At 58.4% G+C, this 12,763-nt stretch carries 15 protein-coding genes; 12 read left to right on the plus strand and 3 right to left on the minus strand.

The features are described 5' to 3' along the window. Positions 1 to 25 precede the first annotated feature (25 nt). The 12 genes from atpD to ppk2 all read left to right on the plus strand — a co-directional run bounded on the left by atpD (position 26) and on the right by ppk2 (position 8,920). Positions 26 to 1,441: a F0F1 ATP synthase subunit beta gene (atpD, locus tag JI59_RS04580; RefSeq protein ID WP_038575527.1), complete on the plus strand. Its 1,416-nt coding sequence runs from the start codon at positions 26 to 28 to the stop codon at positions 1,439 to 1,441. 3 nt (positions 1,442 to 1,444) lie between these two features. Continuing rightward, positions 1,445 to 1,837 carry a F0F1 ATP synthase subunit epsilon gene (locus tag JI59_RS04585; protein WP_007013965.1) on the plus strand — a complete coding sequence of 131 codons (393 nt, stop codon included), beginning with the start codon at positions 1,445 to 1,447 and terminating at the stop codon, positions 1,835 to 1,837. Beyond that, positions 1,827 to 2,165: an AtpZ/AtpI family protein gene (locus JI59_RS04590; protein WP_007013964.1), complete on the plus strand. Its 339-nt coding sequence runs from the start codon at positions 1,827 to 1,829 to the stop codon at positions 2,163 to 2,165. The genes JI59_RS04585 and JI59_RS04590 overlap by 11 nt, the downstream gene beginning before the upstream one ends. Next, the gene (locus JI59_RS26090; RefSeq protein ID WP_039857584.1) at positions 2,158 to 2,472 is read left to right on the plus strand and encodes an ATP synthase subunit I; all 315 of its coding nucleotides are present in this window, start codon (positions 2,158 to 2,160) and stop codon (positions 2,470 to 2,472) included. Before JI59_RS04590 ends, JI59_RS26090 begins: the two co-directional genes overlap by 8 nt. Then, entirely contained in the window at positions 2,462 to 3,163 is a 702-nt protein-coding gene (locus JI59_RS04595) for a F0F1 ATP synthase subunit A (protein WP_007013962.1), read from the plus strand. Before JI59_RS26090 ends, JI59_RS04595 begins: the two co-directional genes overlap by 11 nt. Positions 3,164 to 3,188: 25 nt before the next feature. After that, complete coding sequence (locus JI59_RS04600) at positions 3,189 to 3,470, plus strand: F0F1 ATP synthase subunit C (protein ID WP_007013961.1); 282 nt, start codon at positions 3,189 to 3,191, stop codon at positions 3,468 to 3,470. A gap of 3 nt (positions 3,471 to 3,473) precedes the next feature. Next, positions 3,474 to 4,343 (plus strand): F0F1 ATP synthase subunit delta, encoded by an 870-nt coding sequence (locus JI59_RS04605; protein ID WP_007013960.1) that lies wholly within the window; start codon positions 3,474 to 3,476, stop codon positions 4,341 to 4,343. After that, a complete protein-coding gene (locus JI59_RS04610) occupies positions 4,340 to 5,962 on the plus strand; it encodes an alternate F1F0 ATPase, F1 subunit alpha (RefSeq protein ID WP_007013959.1) in 1,623 nt (540 codons plus the stop codon). Before JI59_RS04605 ends, JI59_RS04610 begins: the two co-directional genes overlap by 4 nt. After that, on the plus strand, positions 5,959 to 6,849 hold the full coding sequence (locus JI59_RS04615) for a F0F1 ATP synthase subunit gamma (protein WP_038575529.1): 891 nt from the start codon (positions 5,959 to 5,961) through the stop codon (positions 6,847 to 6,849). The genes JI59_RS04610 and JI59_RS04615 overlap by 4 nt, the downstream gene beginning before the upstream one ends. A 283-nt stretch (positions 6,850 to 7,132) precedes the next feature. Then, positions 7,133 to 7,405, plus strand: a complete 273-nt coding sequence (locus tag JI59_RS04620) for a DUF2933 domain-containing protein (protein ID WP_038576986.1) — start codon at positions 7,133 to 7,135, stop codon at positions 7,403 to 7,405. Positions 7,406 to 7,422: 17 nt separating this feature from the next. After that, positions 7,423 to 8,112: a methyltransferase family protein gene (locus JI59_RS04625; RefSeq protein WP_038575531.1), complete on the plus strand. Its 690-nt coding sequence runs from the start codon at positions 7,423 to 7,425 to the stop codon at positions 8,110 to 8,112. A 31-nt stretch (positions 8,113 to 8,143) separates the two neighbouring features. Beyond that, on the plus strand, positions 8,144 to 8,920 hold the full coding sequence (gene ppk2 / locus JI59_RS04630) for a polyphosphate kinase 2 (RefSeq protein ID WP_007013955.1): 777 nt from the start codon (positions 8,144 to 8,146) through the stop codon (positions 8,918 to 8,920). A 266-nt stretch (positions 8,921 to 9,186) separates the two neighbouring features. On the opposite strand, the gene petA is transcribed toward ppk2, so the two are convergent. The 3 genes from petA to JI59_RS26100 form a co-directional block, all read right to left on the minus strand. Continuing rightward, positions 9,187 to 9,771 carry a ubiquinol-cytochrome c reductase iron-sulfur subunit gene (petA, locus tag JI59_RS26095; protein WP_081474001.1) on the minus strand — a complete coding sequence of 195 codons (585 nt, stop codon included), beginning with the start codon at positions 9,769 to 9,771 and terminating at the stop codon, positions 9,187 to 9,189. A gap of 332 nt (positions 9,772 to 10,103) precedes the next feature. Further along, on the minus strand, positions 10,104 to 10,976 hold the full coding sequence (locus JI59_RS04635) for a lysophospholipid acyltransferase family protein (RefSeq protein ID WP_238532573.1): 873 nt from the start codon (positions 10,974 to 10,976) through the stop codon (positions 10,104 to 10,106). 206 nt (positions 10,977 to 11,182) lie between these two features. After that, positions 11,183 to 11,955, minus strand: a protein-coding gene (locus JI59_RS26100; RefSeq protein ID WP_085997509.1) for an IS5 family transposase whose coding sequence is annotated in 2 segments (ribosomal slippage) — positions 11,183 to 11,622 and positions 11,622 to 11,955 — 774 coding nt in all. Because the reading frame shifts where the segments join, the coding sequence is not laid out codon by codon here. Between the last annotated feature and the right edge of the window lie 808 nt (positions 11,956 to 12,763).

Raw genomic sequence — 12,763 nt, forward strand, 5'->3', positions numbered from 1 at the left:
GCAAGTGCATCTGGCACGATGTCACATGAACACTGAAACGCGATCATCGAAGGCTGGCGTAGTGGTCTCGGTTCGCGGCAGTGTCGTTGATGTTTGTTTCGAGGATCATTTACCGCCCATCTATTCGGTGCTTCGCGCCGGCTCGGACAGGCAGATCGTTATTGAAGTGTTGGCGCAGCAAGATGCCCGCCATGTGCGCGGGATTGCCCTGACACCCACACAAGGCCTTGCTCGCGGAACGACTGTGGAGGACACAGGCGGACCGTTGAAAGCTCCCGTAGGCAAGGCAGTTCTCTCACGGATGGTCGATGTATTTGGTAACGCGATAGACCGCGAAGCTGCCTTTTCAGATGTCGAATGGCGTTCGGTTCACAGGGCTCCGCCCTCGCTGATGCACCGTTCCACCAGATCGGAGATCTTCGAGACCGGTATCAAGGTCATCGACGTCCTGGCGCCGCTGGAGCGCGGGGGCAAGGCGGGACTTTTCGGCGGCGCGGGCGTCGGCAAGACGGTGCTGCTGACCGAAATGATTCACAATATGGTCGGACATAATGCCGGCGTCAGCATCTTCTGCGGCATTGGCGAGCGCTGTCGGGAAGGCGAAGAGCTGTACAATGCGATGAAGGACGCCGGCGTCCTTCAGAACATGGTGATGGTGTTTGGTCAGATGAACGAGCCGCCAGGCGCGCGTTTCCGCGTAGGGCATGCGGCACTGACAATAGCCGAATATTTCCGCGACGATGAGCATCGCGACGTGTTGCTGCTCGTCGACAATATCTTCCGCTTCATCCAGGCGGGCATGGAGGTATCGGGCTTGATGGGCCAGATGCCGTCGCGACTGGGTTATCAGCCCACCATGGGTACCGAGCTATCGGGGTTTGAGGAGCGCATTGCCAATACTGATACCGGCGCAATTACTTCGATACAGGCGGTCTATGTGCCCGCCGACGATTTTACCGACCCGGCAGCGGTACACACGTTCTCGCATCTCTCAGCGTCTATCGTGTTGTCGCGCAAACGGGCCAGTGAAGGGCTCTTCCCGGCCGTCGATCCTCTGCAGTCCAGATCCAAGATGACTACTCCTGGCATCGTTGGCGACCGCCACTTTGGTCTGGCTCAGGAAGTCCGACGGACACTCGCGCAATATGATGAACTCAAAGACATCATCGCCATGCTTGGCCTGGAACAGCTTTCGCCGGACGACCGCAACATCGTCGCCCGCGCGCGCCGGTTGGAGCGATTTCTGACGCAACCCTTTTTCACGACCGAACAGTTCACGGGCCAAAAGGGCAAACTGGTTAGTCTTGAGGACGCGCTGAGCGGCTGCGAGCGCATCCTGCGCGATGAGTTCAAGGACTACCCCGAAAGCTCGCTCTACATGATCGGCGAGATCGATGAAGCCAAGGCGAAATCTCAGTCGGAACACGAAGCTGCGGCCTGACCCATGAATCTCAAGATTCTCCTGCCGTTCGAGATATTCGCCGAGAAAACTGGCGTGATGCGCATTATCGCGGAGACGCAGGACGGATCATTTGGCATTCTGCCGCGTCGCCTGGATTGCGTGGCGGCCCTCGTCCCCGGGATATTGATTTACGAGACGCTCTCGGACGGGGAAACCTTTGTGGCCGTCGATGAAGGCGTAATCGTCAAAGTTGGGGCCGACGTGGTCGTCTCCGTCCGCGGCGCCTTGGCCGGGACCATCCTTGGCCAGTTGCGCGAGGCGGTGGAAAGGGAATTTCTGACATTGGACGAGCGCGAACAAGACATGCGCTCTACATTAGCAAAGCTGGAGGGCGATCTTATTCGCCGTATGGTGACGATCCGCGATGAGCGATAAGCCGAGCAATACTCCTGAAACGCAAAAGCGGTCGTTCGGTCAGGCGGTCGGCACTAAAGCGGCGCGAAAGCTCAAGGCTCGGCGCAATACCGACAAAGGCGTCTGGTTCGGTTTGGGAATGATGGGGCTCGTCGGCTGGTCGGTAGCGATCCCGACGCTGCTCGGCGCTGCGCTCGGCATTTGGTTGGATCGACGTCATCCAACCGAATATTCCTGGACGCTGGCCCTGTTGGTGGCGGGCCTTGTCATCGGCTGCTTCAACGCGTGGCACTGGGTTGCCAAGGAAGACAAGGAGATGCGCGACGATCTGGACGACGGCCATGAATGAATTGGGAGCGCTGGCACCATCCTTAGGCGCGGGCCTTCTGCTCGGTGCGTTTTTCTTTGGCGGACTCTGGTGGACCATCATCAGGGGCGTCTCATCGAGGCAGCCGGGACTTTGGTTCATGGGCAGCATGCTGGTGCGGACGGGTATCACCATGGCAGGATTTTATCTTGTGGGAGGAGCACATTGGGAGCGATGGCTGTCGTGTCTCCTTGGCTTTCTGGTCGCGCGTTATATGATCAAATGGCTGACGCGTTCGTCAGGAAAGATGCTCACCCGCTCGGCAGCGGAGACGCGTCATGCGCCTTAGTCCCGACGACATGATCTTCTGGCAGCATGGCTTTCTCAAGCTCAATGGCACGATCGTGTTCACATGGGTTCTGATGGTCGTGCTGGCCGTTGGTGCAAAGCTCATCACGCGCAATCTCTCCACGGCGTTGCACCGTTCGCGCTGGCAAAATTTTCTGGAAATCATCGTCACCGGCATCGAGAAGCAAATTGAAGATGTGGGCCTCCGTCCCCCGAGGAAGTATATCGGCTTTCTGGGCACGCTCTTCCTGTTCGTCGCGCTGGCCAGTCTGTTCACGATTGTTCCCGGCTACGAGCCGCCGACGGGGTCGCTTTCGACAACCGCGGCTCTTGCGCTGAGCGTTTGGGTGATCGTGCCCGTATTCGGCATTCAGGAACAGGGCCTGGGCGGATATCTCAAATCATATTTGGAACCGACAGTCATGATGCTGCCGTTCAACATCATCAGTGAGCTTTCGCGCACATTGGCGCTCGCGGTGCGCCTGTTTGGCAATATGATGAGCGGAACGATGATTCTAGCCATCTTGCTGACCGTCACGCCGTTCCTCTTCCCGGTCGTCATGAGTGCGCTCGGACTGCTCACCGGCATGGTGCAAGCCTACATCTTCAGCATCCTGGCCACGGTGTACATCGCCGCCGCTACACGCGTCAGCGGTCCCCGAACAGTACTAAGGCCAGGCCCTTCAGCATGAACACCGCCAACAAAAAGGAGCCACCATGGATAGCGCGACGCTTATTGCGATTGCTTCAATCGTCACTGCCGGACTGACGATCGCGTTGGGGAGTATAGGACCCGCGCTCGGCGAAGGGCGCGCGGTTGCCACGGCCTTGAGTTCGCTGGCACAGCAGCCTGACGCTTCATCCACAATCACGCGAACCTTGTTTGTGGGATTGGCCATGATCGAGTCGGTCGCGATCTATTGCTTCGTGATCTCGATGATCCTTATTTTCGCCAATCCGTTCTGGAATAATGTAATCGCTCAGGCTGCGGGAAAATAGGTAGTGCTCGTCGATTGGTTCACTATCGGTGCGCAGGCGCTCAATTTCCTTATCCTCGTGTGGTTGCTGAAGCGCTTTCTCTATCGGCCCATCCTCGACGCCATCGACGTGCGCGAACAGCGGATCGCTGCGGAACTTGCCGACGCCGACGCAAAAAGGGCTGAGGCCCAACGCGAGCGCGACGAGTTCCAGCACAAGAATGCGCAGTTCGATCAGCAGCGCGCTGCCCGCATGACCACGGCGATGGAAGAAGTGAAGGTGGAACGGCAGCGTCTCATGGAGGAAGCGCGCAATGCCGCCGATGCCTTGAGCGCCCGATTGCGGGAAACGCTGCGAAGCCAGGCTCAAGACCTCAATCAGACCATCGCCCGGCAAGCGCAGCAGGAAGTGTTTGCCATTGCGCGAATGGCGCTGAAGGATCTTGCTGCGGCAAGTCTCGACGAGCGCATGGGCGAGATATTCATCGCGCGACTGCGTGCGTTGGACGGGGAGACCAAAGAGCGTTTCGGCAAGGCCATCAGGACTACAACCGAACCGGCGCTCGTGCGCAGCGCGTTCTCTTTACCTCCCGCGCAGCGCGTGGGAATCCAAAGGGAGCTCAAGCAAATTTTTTCAGATCAAATCGACGTCCGGTTTGTCGTCGCGCCCGACTTGGTCGGGGGCATTGAACTGATCACGAATGGACAAAAGATTGCCTGGACCATCGCGGATTACCTGACATCGCTTCAAGACCAGGTCGATGCGCTTCTTGCGAAAAGCGGTGAGATCGAGCCCCAACCCACGGTTGAGCCCGCGCCGAACTCCCGGGCGAAGAGCGTCGCGATGACGTCATCGCTGGCTGAACCGTCAGTGACGAATAGGAAGCGCAAATGAGCGCCGAGCCCGAAAGCTTGCAGAGTGCTCTCGACAGTGCATTGGCCGGAATAAGCCAGGCGCGGGAAACGTTCAGACCGCAGCTGATCCCAAGAGAAGTCGGCACCGTCACCAGCATCGCCACAGGTGTCGCCAAGGTATCCGGGCTTCCTTCGGTCGGCTTTGAGGAACTGGTGAGATTTTCCGACGGCACGCTCGGCATTGCGTTCAACGTCGATGAGGATGAAATCGGCGTCGTGCTGCTCGGTTCGCATTCTCATCTGAACGCCGGCGATGAAGTCGAGCGCACGGGCCGAGTCATGGATGTGGTCGTGGGTGATGGACTGCTAGGGCGCACTATCGACCCGCTTGGTCGTCCGCTCGACGACAAAGGCCCGGTCATCGCCAACGAGCGCCTGCCTATCGAACGCACCGCGCCGCACATCATGGATCGCGTGGCGGTCACGACTCCGCTCCAGACCGGGATTAAGGTGATCGATGCCCTTATTCCCGTTGGCCGCGGTCAGCGCGAACTGATCCTCGGCGACCGGCAGACAGGCAAGACCGCCATTGCCATCGACACCATTCTCAACCAGCGTGGTCAGAATGTGCTGTGCATATATTGTGCCATCGGCCAGCGCGCCTCCGCTGTCGCAAAGGCGGTAGCGACCCTGCGGGAGGCGGGCGCACTGGACTATACCGTCGTCGTCGTTACCGAGGGCAATGATCCACCCGGACTGACCTTCATCGCGCCCTACGCCGCGACCAGTATCGCCGAGCATTTCATGGCGCAGGGGCGCAACGTCCTGATCGCTTATGATGATCTCACGCAACATGCCCGCGCTTACCGCGAGTTATCCCTGCTGTTGCGCCGCCCGCCTGGCCGCGAGGCCTTTCCCGGCGATATCTTCTACATTCACGCGCGGCTGCTCGAACGGGCAACGCATCTGCGCGAGGAACTCGGAGGTGGGTCTCTCACGGCGCTGCCGATCGTTGAAACCGAAGCGCAGAACCTGTCTGCATATATTCCGACCAATCTGATTTCGATTACCGACGGCCAGATATATCTCTCGCCTTCCCTTTTTGAATTGGGCATATTGCCTGCCGTCGATGTCGGCAAATCCGTCTCGCGCGTCGGCGGCAAGGCGCAGCGCGCTGCCTTTCGCGCCGCGGCCGGCAATCTCAAGCTCGCCTATGCACAGTTTGAAGAATTGGAAAGCTTCGCCCGGTTTGGTGCCCGACTGGATGAAGATACCCGCAAGACCATCAACCATGGACGCCGCATTCGTGCCTGCCTCCAACAGCCCGAAAGTGCGCCGGTGTCGGTCCCGGCGCAAATTGCGATCCTGCTAGCCGTAACCGCGAAGCTCTTCGATCCGGTTGCGCTTGACCAGATGTGGGCTGCCGAGGACGCGGTCCAAAAAGCAGCTTTGAAGATCCCCGACGACGTGCGTACTCGATTGGTGAGCTCTGCCAAGTTGAGCGAGGAAGATCGCGAGACGATCATCAAAATCGCCCGACAGGCGCTCGCTCCGCTCCAAACCCTACCGGTCTCTCAAGGCAGCGAAGAGACCGGAGGCGGTTCCGCGTCACTCGCTGCTCGACCCGAACCTGCGGTGGACATGCGGGACAAGTCATGAGCAACACAATGGAGAGCCTGCGGCGAAAGATTCAGAGCGCCGACGATCTCCAGTCCGTCGTCCGGACGATGAAGGCCCTGGCCGCATCGAGCGTAGGACAGTTTGAAAGATCAGTACGCGGATTGGCGGATTACCAGCGCGCTGTGGAACTGGGGCTAGCCGCCTGCTTTCGACAAAGCGCGGTTCCGCTTCCGATGAGAGACGAGGAAAGGCTCGGCCAGACAGAAGCAATCAGCGCCATCGTTTTCGGTTCGGATCAAGGTCTGGTTGGGCAGTTTAACGACGTGATCGCCGATTACGCGATCACGACGCTTGCCGCGTTTTACGGCAAATCCCGGGTGTGGGCGGTCGGGGAACGCGTTTATGCACGCCTGGCGGATGCCGGATTGCAACTGGTGGGCCTCTTGCCAGTGCCCAATTCCATTCAGGCCATCATTCCGCTTGTCGCACAGGTTCAAATCGCCAGCGAAACGGAAGCAGCCAATGGGGCAAATAGCAGTCTTTGGGTGTTCCATAATCGGCCGTTGTCCGGCGCCCTATACGAACCGACCAGGCAACGGCTGTTGCCGCTCGACAAGCAATGGCAACAAGATCTGCTCCATACCCCCTGGCCAACTACGAATTTGCCTGAAATCGTGGGTGGCAATTCCAGGACCACGCGTGCCCTCATTCGCGAATTTCTCTTCATCTCACTCTTTCGGGCCTGCGCAGAATCGCTGGCCAGCGAGAATGCGAGCCGACTGGTAGCTATGGAGCGCGCCGACAAGAACATCAGCGAATTGCTCGAGCAGCTCCACGGCACCTTCCATCAGCTACGCCAGGGCGACATCGATGAAGAACTGTTCGATGTCATTTCCGGCTTCGAAGCGCTGGCAGGAACGCGGTAGCTGCAGCGGCCAGAGCAAACCTCACCGGACTGGCATTGCCCATCATCGCTCTATGATACGCCCAAGAGCCAGAGCCAAGGGATAGCAGCGTTTTCTCGCAGATTCATACTCGATAAGGGGCCGGTGCGGATCTGCTGAAGCAACTGTAATATCGCTCGCTGCCGTGCGTCCATGATCTTGAGGCGAGCTCTCCTTTGTTTGAAGGCGATCGCCCTTTGGCCTTTGGTGGGAGCAAGATATGAGGCAAGGTCACAAGCACGCGTCGGATAGGCGGGGATGGCGGATGCCGATTGTCTTCCTCGGTTTCGCAGCGATTGCGGGGTATTTCCTGTTTACCGAACATAGGGTTCACGCGCTCAGCATTCTCCCCTGGGCTTTGCTCTTGTTGGCCTGCCCGCTGCTCCACATGTTCATGCACGGAGGACATGGTGGACACGGAGGTCATGGCGGCCAAGGCGGTGACGATGATCAGGGCGTCAGCAACGACGGCGAGAGGCAGGTCAGCGATCAACACAGCAGGCATAAGGTCGCTGATACCCGTGCCCGTCGCCGATAGTCACGGAGAAGCCTGACATGCATAGCGACTCATCCGCCGCTTATGGACTTTGGGGTCTGGTGATCCTCAACTCCGCGATCTTCATTTTCTTCGCGTTCAGCTTCTTCAAGCCGCAAACCAAGCGCGACTGGCGATCATTCAGCGCTTTCAGTGCCTTTCTTGTCGCCCTTTTTGCCGAAATGTATGGATTCCCGCTGACCATCTATCTGCTCTCGGGCTGGCTACAGAGCAACTATCCGCAGGTGGACTGGTTCTCGCATGACGCCGGCCATCTGCTCGAAGAGCTGTTCGGCTGGCGAGCCAACCCTCATTTCGGGCCGTTCCACATCCTCAGCTTCGTCCTGATCGGCGGTGGCTTCTGGATGATATCGAGCGGTTGGGCACGGCTGTACCGTGCCCAGAAGCAAGAAATGCTCGCCACCGAAGGTATCTATTCCTACGTCCGGCATCCGCAATATGACGGCTTCATTCTCGTCATGCTTGGCTTCCTGTTCCAATGGCCAACCGTCTTGACGCTAGCGATGTTTCCGGTCCTGGTTGTCATGTATGTGCGGCTCGCCCGGAGCGAAGAGCGCGAAGCACTCGCCGCTTTCGGCCAGGATTATCGGGCATACATGGCGCGCGTCCCGGGTTTTATTCCCAGGCTGTCGCGTTCGCGGTCAGATGAGCCGAAGCCGCCCAAAACCCGACCGCGCCGTCCGTTCTAAACGAAGTCCTAATAGAGATTGTCAAATCGATATGAGCAAGAACAAGCAGGACAAATCTACGCCCGGCTACGGCGAGCAGCTCCATACGCTTCAGATCGGGCTTAGCGCGTTACAGCGTCAGGTGATTGCCGGCGGCCGCAAGTTGCTGATTATTCTCGAGGGGCGAGATGCGGCTGGCAAGGATGGCACGATCAAGCGCATCGTCAAACATCTGAGTCCACGAGACACCCGCGTGGTAGCCCTTGGCGCACCGTCCGACCATGATCGTCGATCCTGGTACTTCCAGCGCTGGACGAGCCATCTTCCTGCGGCCGGCGAAATCGTCCTGTTCAATCGCAGCTGGTACAATCGTGCTGGTGTCGAGAAGGTGATGAATTATAGCACGGAAGCTGAATATGAGGAATTCATGGCGACCGTGCCGCTGTTTGAGCAACTTCTCGCACATTGCGGCATCACACTGGTCAAATATTATCTCGATATTTCGAAGGATGAACAGAAAAGGCGTCTGGAGGCCCGCCGGAAAGATCCGCTGAAGCAGTGGAAGCTCAGTCCGGTGGATGATCGAGCAATTAAACGCTGGGATGCCTACAGTGCGGCTCGCAACGAGATGCTTGCCCGTACACACAGCGTTGCCGCACCTTGGACGGTGGTGCGAGCCGATGACAAACACCAAACCCGGCTTTCGCTCATCAGCGATCTTCTGACCCGTTTGGGGGAAGCGCCGCGTACCGATTTAGGCTTGCCCGATCCCAATACCGTTTTCCTTTACGACAGCGCTGCCCTCAAGCAGGGCCTTATCGCGCCGTGAAGCGCGACACGTCGACATGTGGTGCCGATCAAAAACGGTTGCGACTCCACAAATCCCACATCCCGGGATGCCGCCACTCCAGGAATCCGGATCCCACCTCGCCCCGGCAGCAAGGGGTCCGTTGGTTGAGGGCTGGCCAGGAATCCGTCCCTTCAAAATCGATAGCACCTGATTTCTTAAGATCGTCAGTAACGCGCCTGGAAAGGTCCTACCCCTTCCCGATATAGCCTAATGAGAGCCTAAGGGCCGCGCCCGGTCGATAGGCGCTACTGTCCAATATGCACTATCGAATCGCCTCGGAAGGCATATGGTGGAACAGCGAGATTTCGCGGCGCCGGGCCGCGCCGAACACGTCCTGAAGCATCGTAAACCGATCCGTGGCAAGGGCAGAACCATCCACCATATCTTCCCCGGGGATCTCCGGGGCTTTGGCCGAGAGGAACGCAGCCTAAATGCGTACAAACACCAATGACAATGAGCCATGGATCTCTCTGCACCCGCTCAGCGTCCGTTTGCGGATCAATAAGACTCGAATTGGCATCGTCAGCTCTCGCCCGGGCAATCTCTTCGCCGGTACGACGGGCGATGAAAACGGGCTGCCCTCGCCAATTGACGGTAATGCGCTGTCCAGCTTCAACTGAAGCTAAGTCAACGTCTGTCGAAGACTGCGCGAGGACCTCAGCCGACGGATTCATGCTATCGATCAATGGCCACAAAGCAATTACCGCTCCGGTCCCGGCGGCTGCAACCGGAGCGATATTCAGGAAATCCCTTCTTCTCATTTCCGGGGGGCGGATGGCCGCACCGGATGCACAGGCTTGAGGCGGATCGCTGCTCATATCGTTCTCCATCCGGTTCGGCCTGTGACGTTTCCTTTCCCAGATGCGTCTATTGCCGTCGAAATTGTAGACGCGGCGCGCGCTGGGCCCTTACAGTTTGCCGTGCGGATCAAACACCGCTCGAGCACTGATATAAGCCTATTCGCAGCGGTACGTCCTTCTCCGCGGCGCTTGGCCCTACCGCCGAGAACTCTTGGAAGCCAAGAAACGTCTAATAATGTTGGGAGCATCACTGCAAATGATCATAGCCCTCGGATCAGTGGGCCCGATTTTTGCCGCTGCGCTTCACACACGCAAAATCAAACTGAAACAGCGCTTGAGGTTCCTATCAGAGGCGCAGGACATCATTCCCTATCGTCTGCCTTCCTTGAATCCGATCGAAGAGCACAAGGATTTCTCATCAACTGCCTTGCCCTTTCGGCCTGCATGCGAAATTCAGCGTCCCGCGCGAATTCTGTAATGTCCAATCCGGGCTCAAGGACTGGTAGATAAGATACTGTTATAGTGCCGGGTTTTTTGAGGCTCCCACCAACGCCCCAAAACTTGCCTGAGTCGACGACAACCGGCAGAACCTTTGCCCCCAGTGCACCGTAGAGCAACTCGACCCCGCGCTTGAAATGAACTTGTTCATGCGCGCTTTTGCGCGTGCCCTCGGGGAAAATGAGTACTGAACGTCCTTCGCTGAGCGCTGCGGCGCCCTCGACTTTCATCTTGCGAAGCGAAGAGGCCGCGGAACCGCGCGCTATAACGATCATCGGTGAGTTCTTCAGGAACCAGCCAAGGATAGGAATACCCAGCAGTTCGTCCTTGGCGATGATCGATACCTCCGGGAACAGCACCAGCGCGGCAAGCGTCTCCCAGACCGATTGATGATTGCAGATGATCAGACAGGGCTCCGGCGGGATATTGCTCCGTCCCTCTTCGCGGAAATCGAGCCCGACAATCCAGGAGAGTCCGAACAGGACGCCGCGTGCCCAGATACGCGTGAATTTTCTAACTGCCTTTGGCGGCGATCCCAGGAGCCATAAGACCGGTATCACAATTCCGAACGGAGCTGTCCATAGTATCCAGGCGGCATCGAACGCCCAGGAACGCAAGATCTTCATTGCACTTTCCCTGCGAATGCCGAAACCAACGTTAGCGCGCTGTTTCGTCGTGCTCTCAAGACCAGGGTTCGATAGTTCAGCATTTCCCAGCAAACCTTTGCGTGCGCTCATCGTTCGATTCCTACTTGTTCAAGAACGGGCGGCAGCGATGCAGGCCTGAATTCCCAGATTGGAACGCCAACCATAGGGACGGCGCTGGTTCGTCAGGATTACACTGGCAGCGGCGTCTGGTTGTCCCGTATCGTTCAGCGACGCACGCAATGGGGTCCAGCACGTGTAATCAGGCCGAGTGATATGCGTCTGACTAGGCTCAGGACTCATTGATTGAGCCAGAAGATGACCGTTGCGGCGATACAGATGGCGGACATGAAGGTGTGGGCGCATCTGTCGTAGCGGGTGTGGATGCGGCGCCAGTCTTTTAGCCTGCCGAACATGATCTCGATTTTATGGCGCTGGCGGTAGAGCGCGGCATCGTGCGGGATCGGCGTTTTCCGGTTGCTCTTTGATGGAATGCAGGCGGTGATCTTGCGCTCTGCCAGGGCGGCGCGGAACCAGTCGGCGTCGTAGCCCCTGTCGCCCAGCAACGCCTTGGCCTTGGGCAAGGCATCGACCATCAGCGCCGCGCCCTTGTACGCGCCCTTGTAGTCGCTCATCTGCCCTTCGCTCAGCAGCATGACCAGCGGTCTGCCCTGGCCGTCGCACACGGCATGGAGCTTGGAGTTCAGGCCGCCCTTGGTGCGCCCGATACGTCGGGGAACAGCCCCTTCTTGAGCAGACTGGCCGCCGTCCGGTGCGCCTTCAGGTGAGTTGCGTCGATCATCAGTCGGTCAGGCTTGCCGCCCTTTGCCGCGAGGTCCGCGAAGATCTTGTTGAACACTCCCATCCGGCTCCAGCGAATGAAGCGGTTGTAGATCGTCTTGTGCGGGCCGTAGGCAGCCGGCGCATCACGCCATCGCAGGCCGTTCCTGATCACGAAGATGATGCCGCTGATGATCCGACGATCATCGACCCGCGGCACCCCGTGCGACAGTGGAAAATGCGGCTCGATCCGGCGCATCTGCGCCTCCGACAACCAGATCAGATCACTCATGGCAGCGCCTCCTCGCGCCGCCATTGAATCAACCGATCATCGCCTCCGCAAGCAATTTAATAGGTCCTGAGCCTAGCTGCTCCGGATCATTGCCCATCGTGTTTTTGCGACCGGAAATGAATTTCGACGCCATTATAAAAGCCTTCCGATAAGGTCGGTTCGCCAGGCACCTGATGCGTGCCGAGCTTGCCGAAGAATTTCAGAGTGACAAGCCCGTTGCAGCCAGAGGAAGGGGGCACCGGCGCTTGCAACTTGAAGCACGGCGGGACGTTCCTGGACGGCGCCTGCCTCCCTCGGGAGGACGGTTACTTCGCGCTTTCTTTTGCCCTCGCTCCACTGTGTGCGGGATTCAAGCCACTCGTAATCCTGCCGCGCGGGGCCGCCAAGATCTTGGTGACCCTTCATTCGATCACGGCCTGCGGGATTGCCTCCGTCCGGCAAGTTGGCGGCAGGCGTGCTGCCTCTGTGTAAGAAGATCACGTGTTTATCGTCTGTAACTTCAGCTCTGCTTTAGTTCGGGAAGGATGATCTTCTATGCACACTCCTGTTTCGCCATCGGCGCGCTCCCTGCCGCTTTTGTCGCCTATGCTGAAGTCCATGATCCGAAAGGGCCACTTGGTTATCGTCGACGCAAGGGGCGAACGGCATACATTCGCCGGGGATGGTGATGGCCGAAGGGTTACGGTGCGACTGCACGACAAAAGCCTGCCGCTGCGAATGGTGTTCAATCCGTCGCTGGCCTTGGGTGAAGCCTACATGGACGGCAAACTGACGATCGAGGAGGGTTCGCTGCAGGATCTCCTTCATT

The organism is Novosphingobium pentaromativorans US6-1, assembly GCF_000767465.1.
In the GTDB taxonomy this organism is placed as follows: Bacteria; Pseudomonadota; Alphaproteobacteria; order Sphingomonadales; family Sphingomonadaceae; genus Novosphingobium; species Novosphingobium pentaromativorans.

Bases quoted from the DNA above. Each gene is read 5' to 3' on its own strand.
- atpD (WP_038575527.1), top strand. From the start codon at position 26: ATGAACACTGAAACGCGATCATCGAAGGCTGGCGTAGTGGTCTCGGTT.
- JI59_RS04585 (WP_007013965.1), top strand. From the start codon at position 1,445: ATGAATCTCAAGATTCTCCTGCCGTTCGAGATATTCGCCGAGAAAACT.
- JI59_RS04590 (WP_007013964.1), top strand. From the start codon at position 1,827: ATGAGCGATAAGCCGAGCAATACTCCTGAAACGCAAAAGCGGTCGTTC.
- JI59_RS26090 (WP_039857584.1), top strand. From the start codon at position 2,158: ATGAATGAATTGGGAGCGCTGGCACCATCCTTAGGCGCGGGCCTTCTG.
- JI59_RS04595 (WP_007013962.1), top strand. From the start codon at position 2,462: ATGCGCCTTAGTCCCGACGACATGATCTTCTGGCAGCATGGCTTTCTC.
- JI59_RS04600 (WP_007013961.1), top strand. From the start codon at position 3,189: ATGGATAGCGCGACGCTTATTGCGATTGCTTCAATCGTCACTGCCGGA.
- JI59_RS04610 (WP_007013959.1), top strand. From the start codon at position 4,340: ATGAGCGCCGAGCCCGAAAGCTTGCAGAGTGCTCTCGACAGTGCATTG.
- JI59_RS04615 (WP_038575529.1), top strand. From the start codon at position 5,959: ATGAGCAACACAATGGAGAGCCTGCGGCGAAAGATTCAGAGCGCCGAC.
- JI59_RS04620 (WP_038576986.1), top strand. From the start codon at position 7,133: ATGCCGATTGTCTTCCTCGGTTTCGCAGCGATTGCGGGGTATTTCCTG.
- JI59_RS04625 (WP_038575531.1), top strand. From the start codon at position 7,423: ATGCATAGCGACTCATCCGCCGCTTATGGACTTTGGGGTCTGGTGATC.
- ppk2 (WP_007013955.1), top strand. From the start codon at position 8,144: ATGAGCAAGAACAAGCAGGACAAATCTACGCCCGGCTACGGCGAGCAG.
- petA (WP_081474001.1), bottom strand. From the start codon at position 9,771: ATGGAGAACGATATGAGCAGCGATCCGCCTCAAGCCTGTGCATCCGGT.
- JI59_RS04635 (WP_238532573.1), bottom strand. From the start codon at position 10,976: ATGAGCGCACGCAAAGGTTTGCTGGGAAATGCTGAACTATCGAACCCT.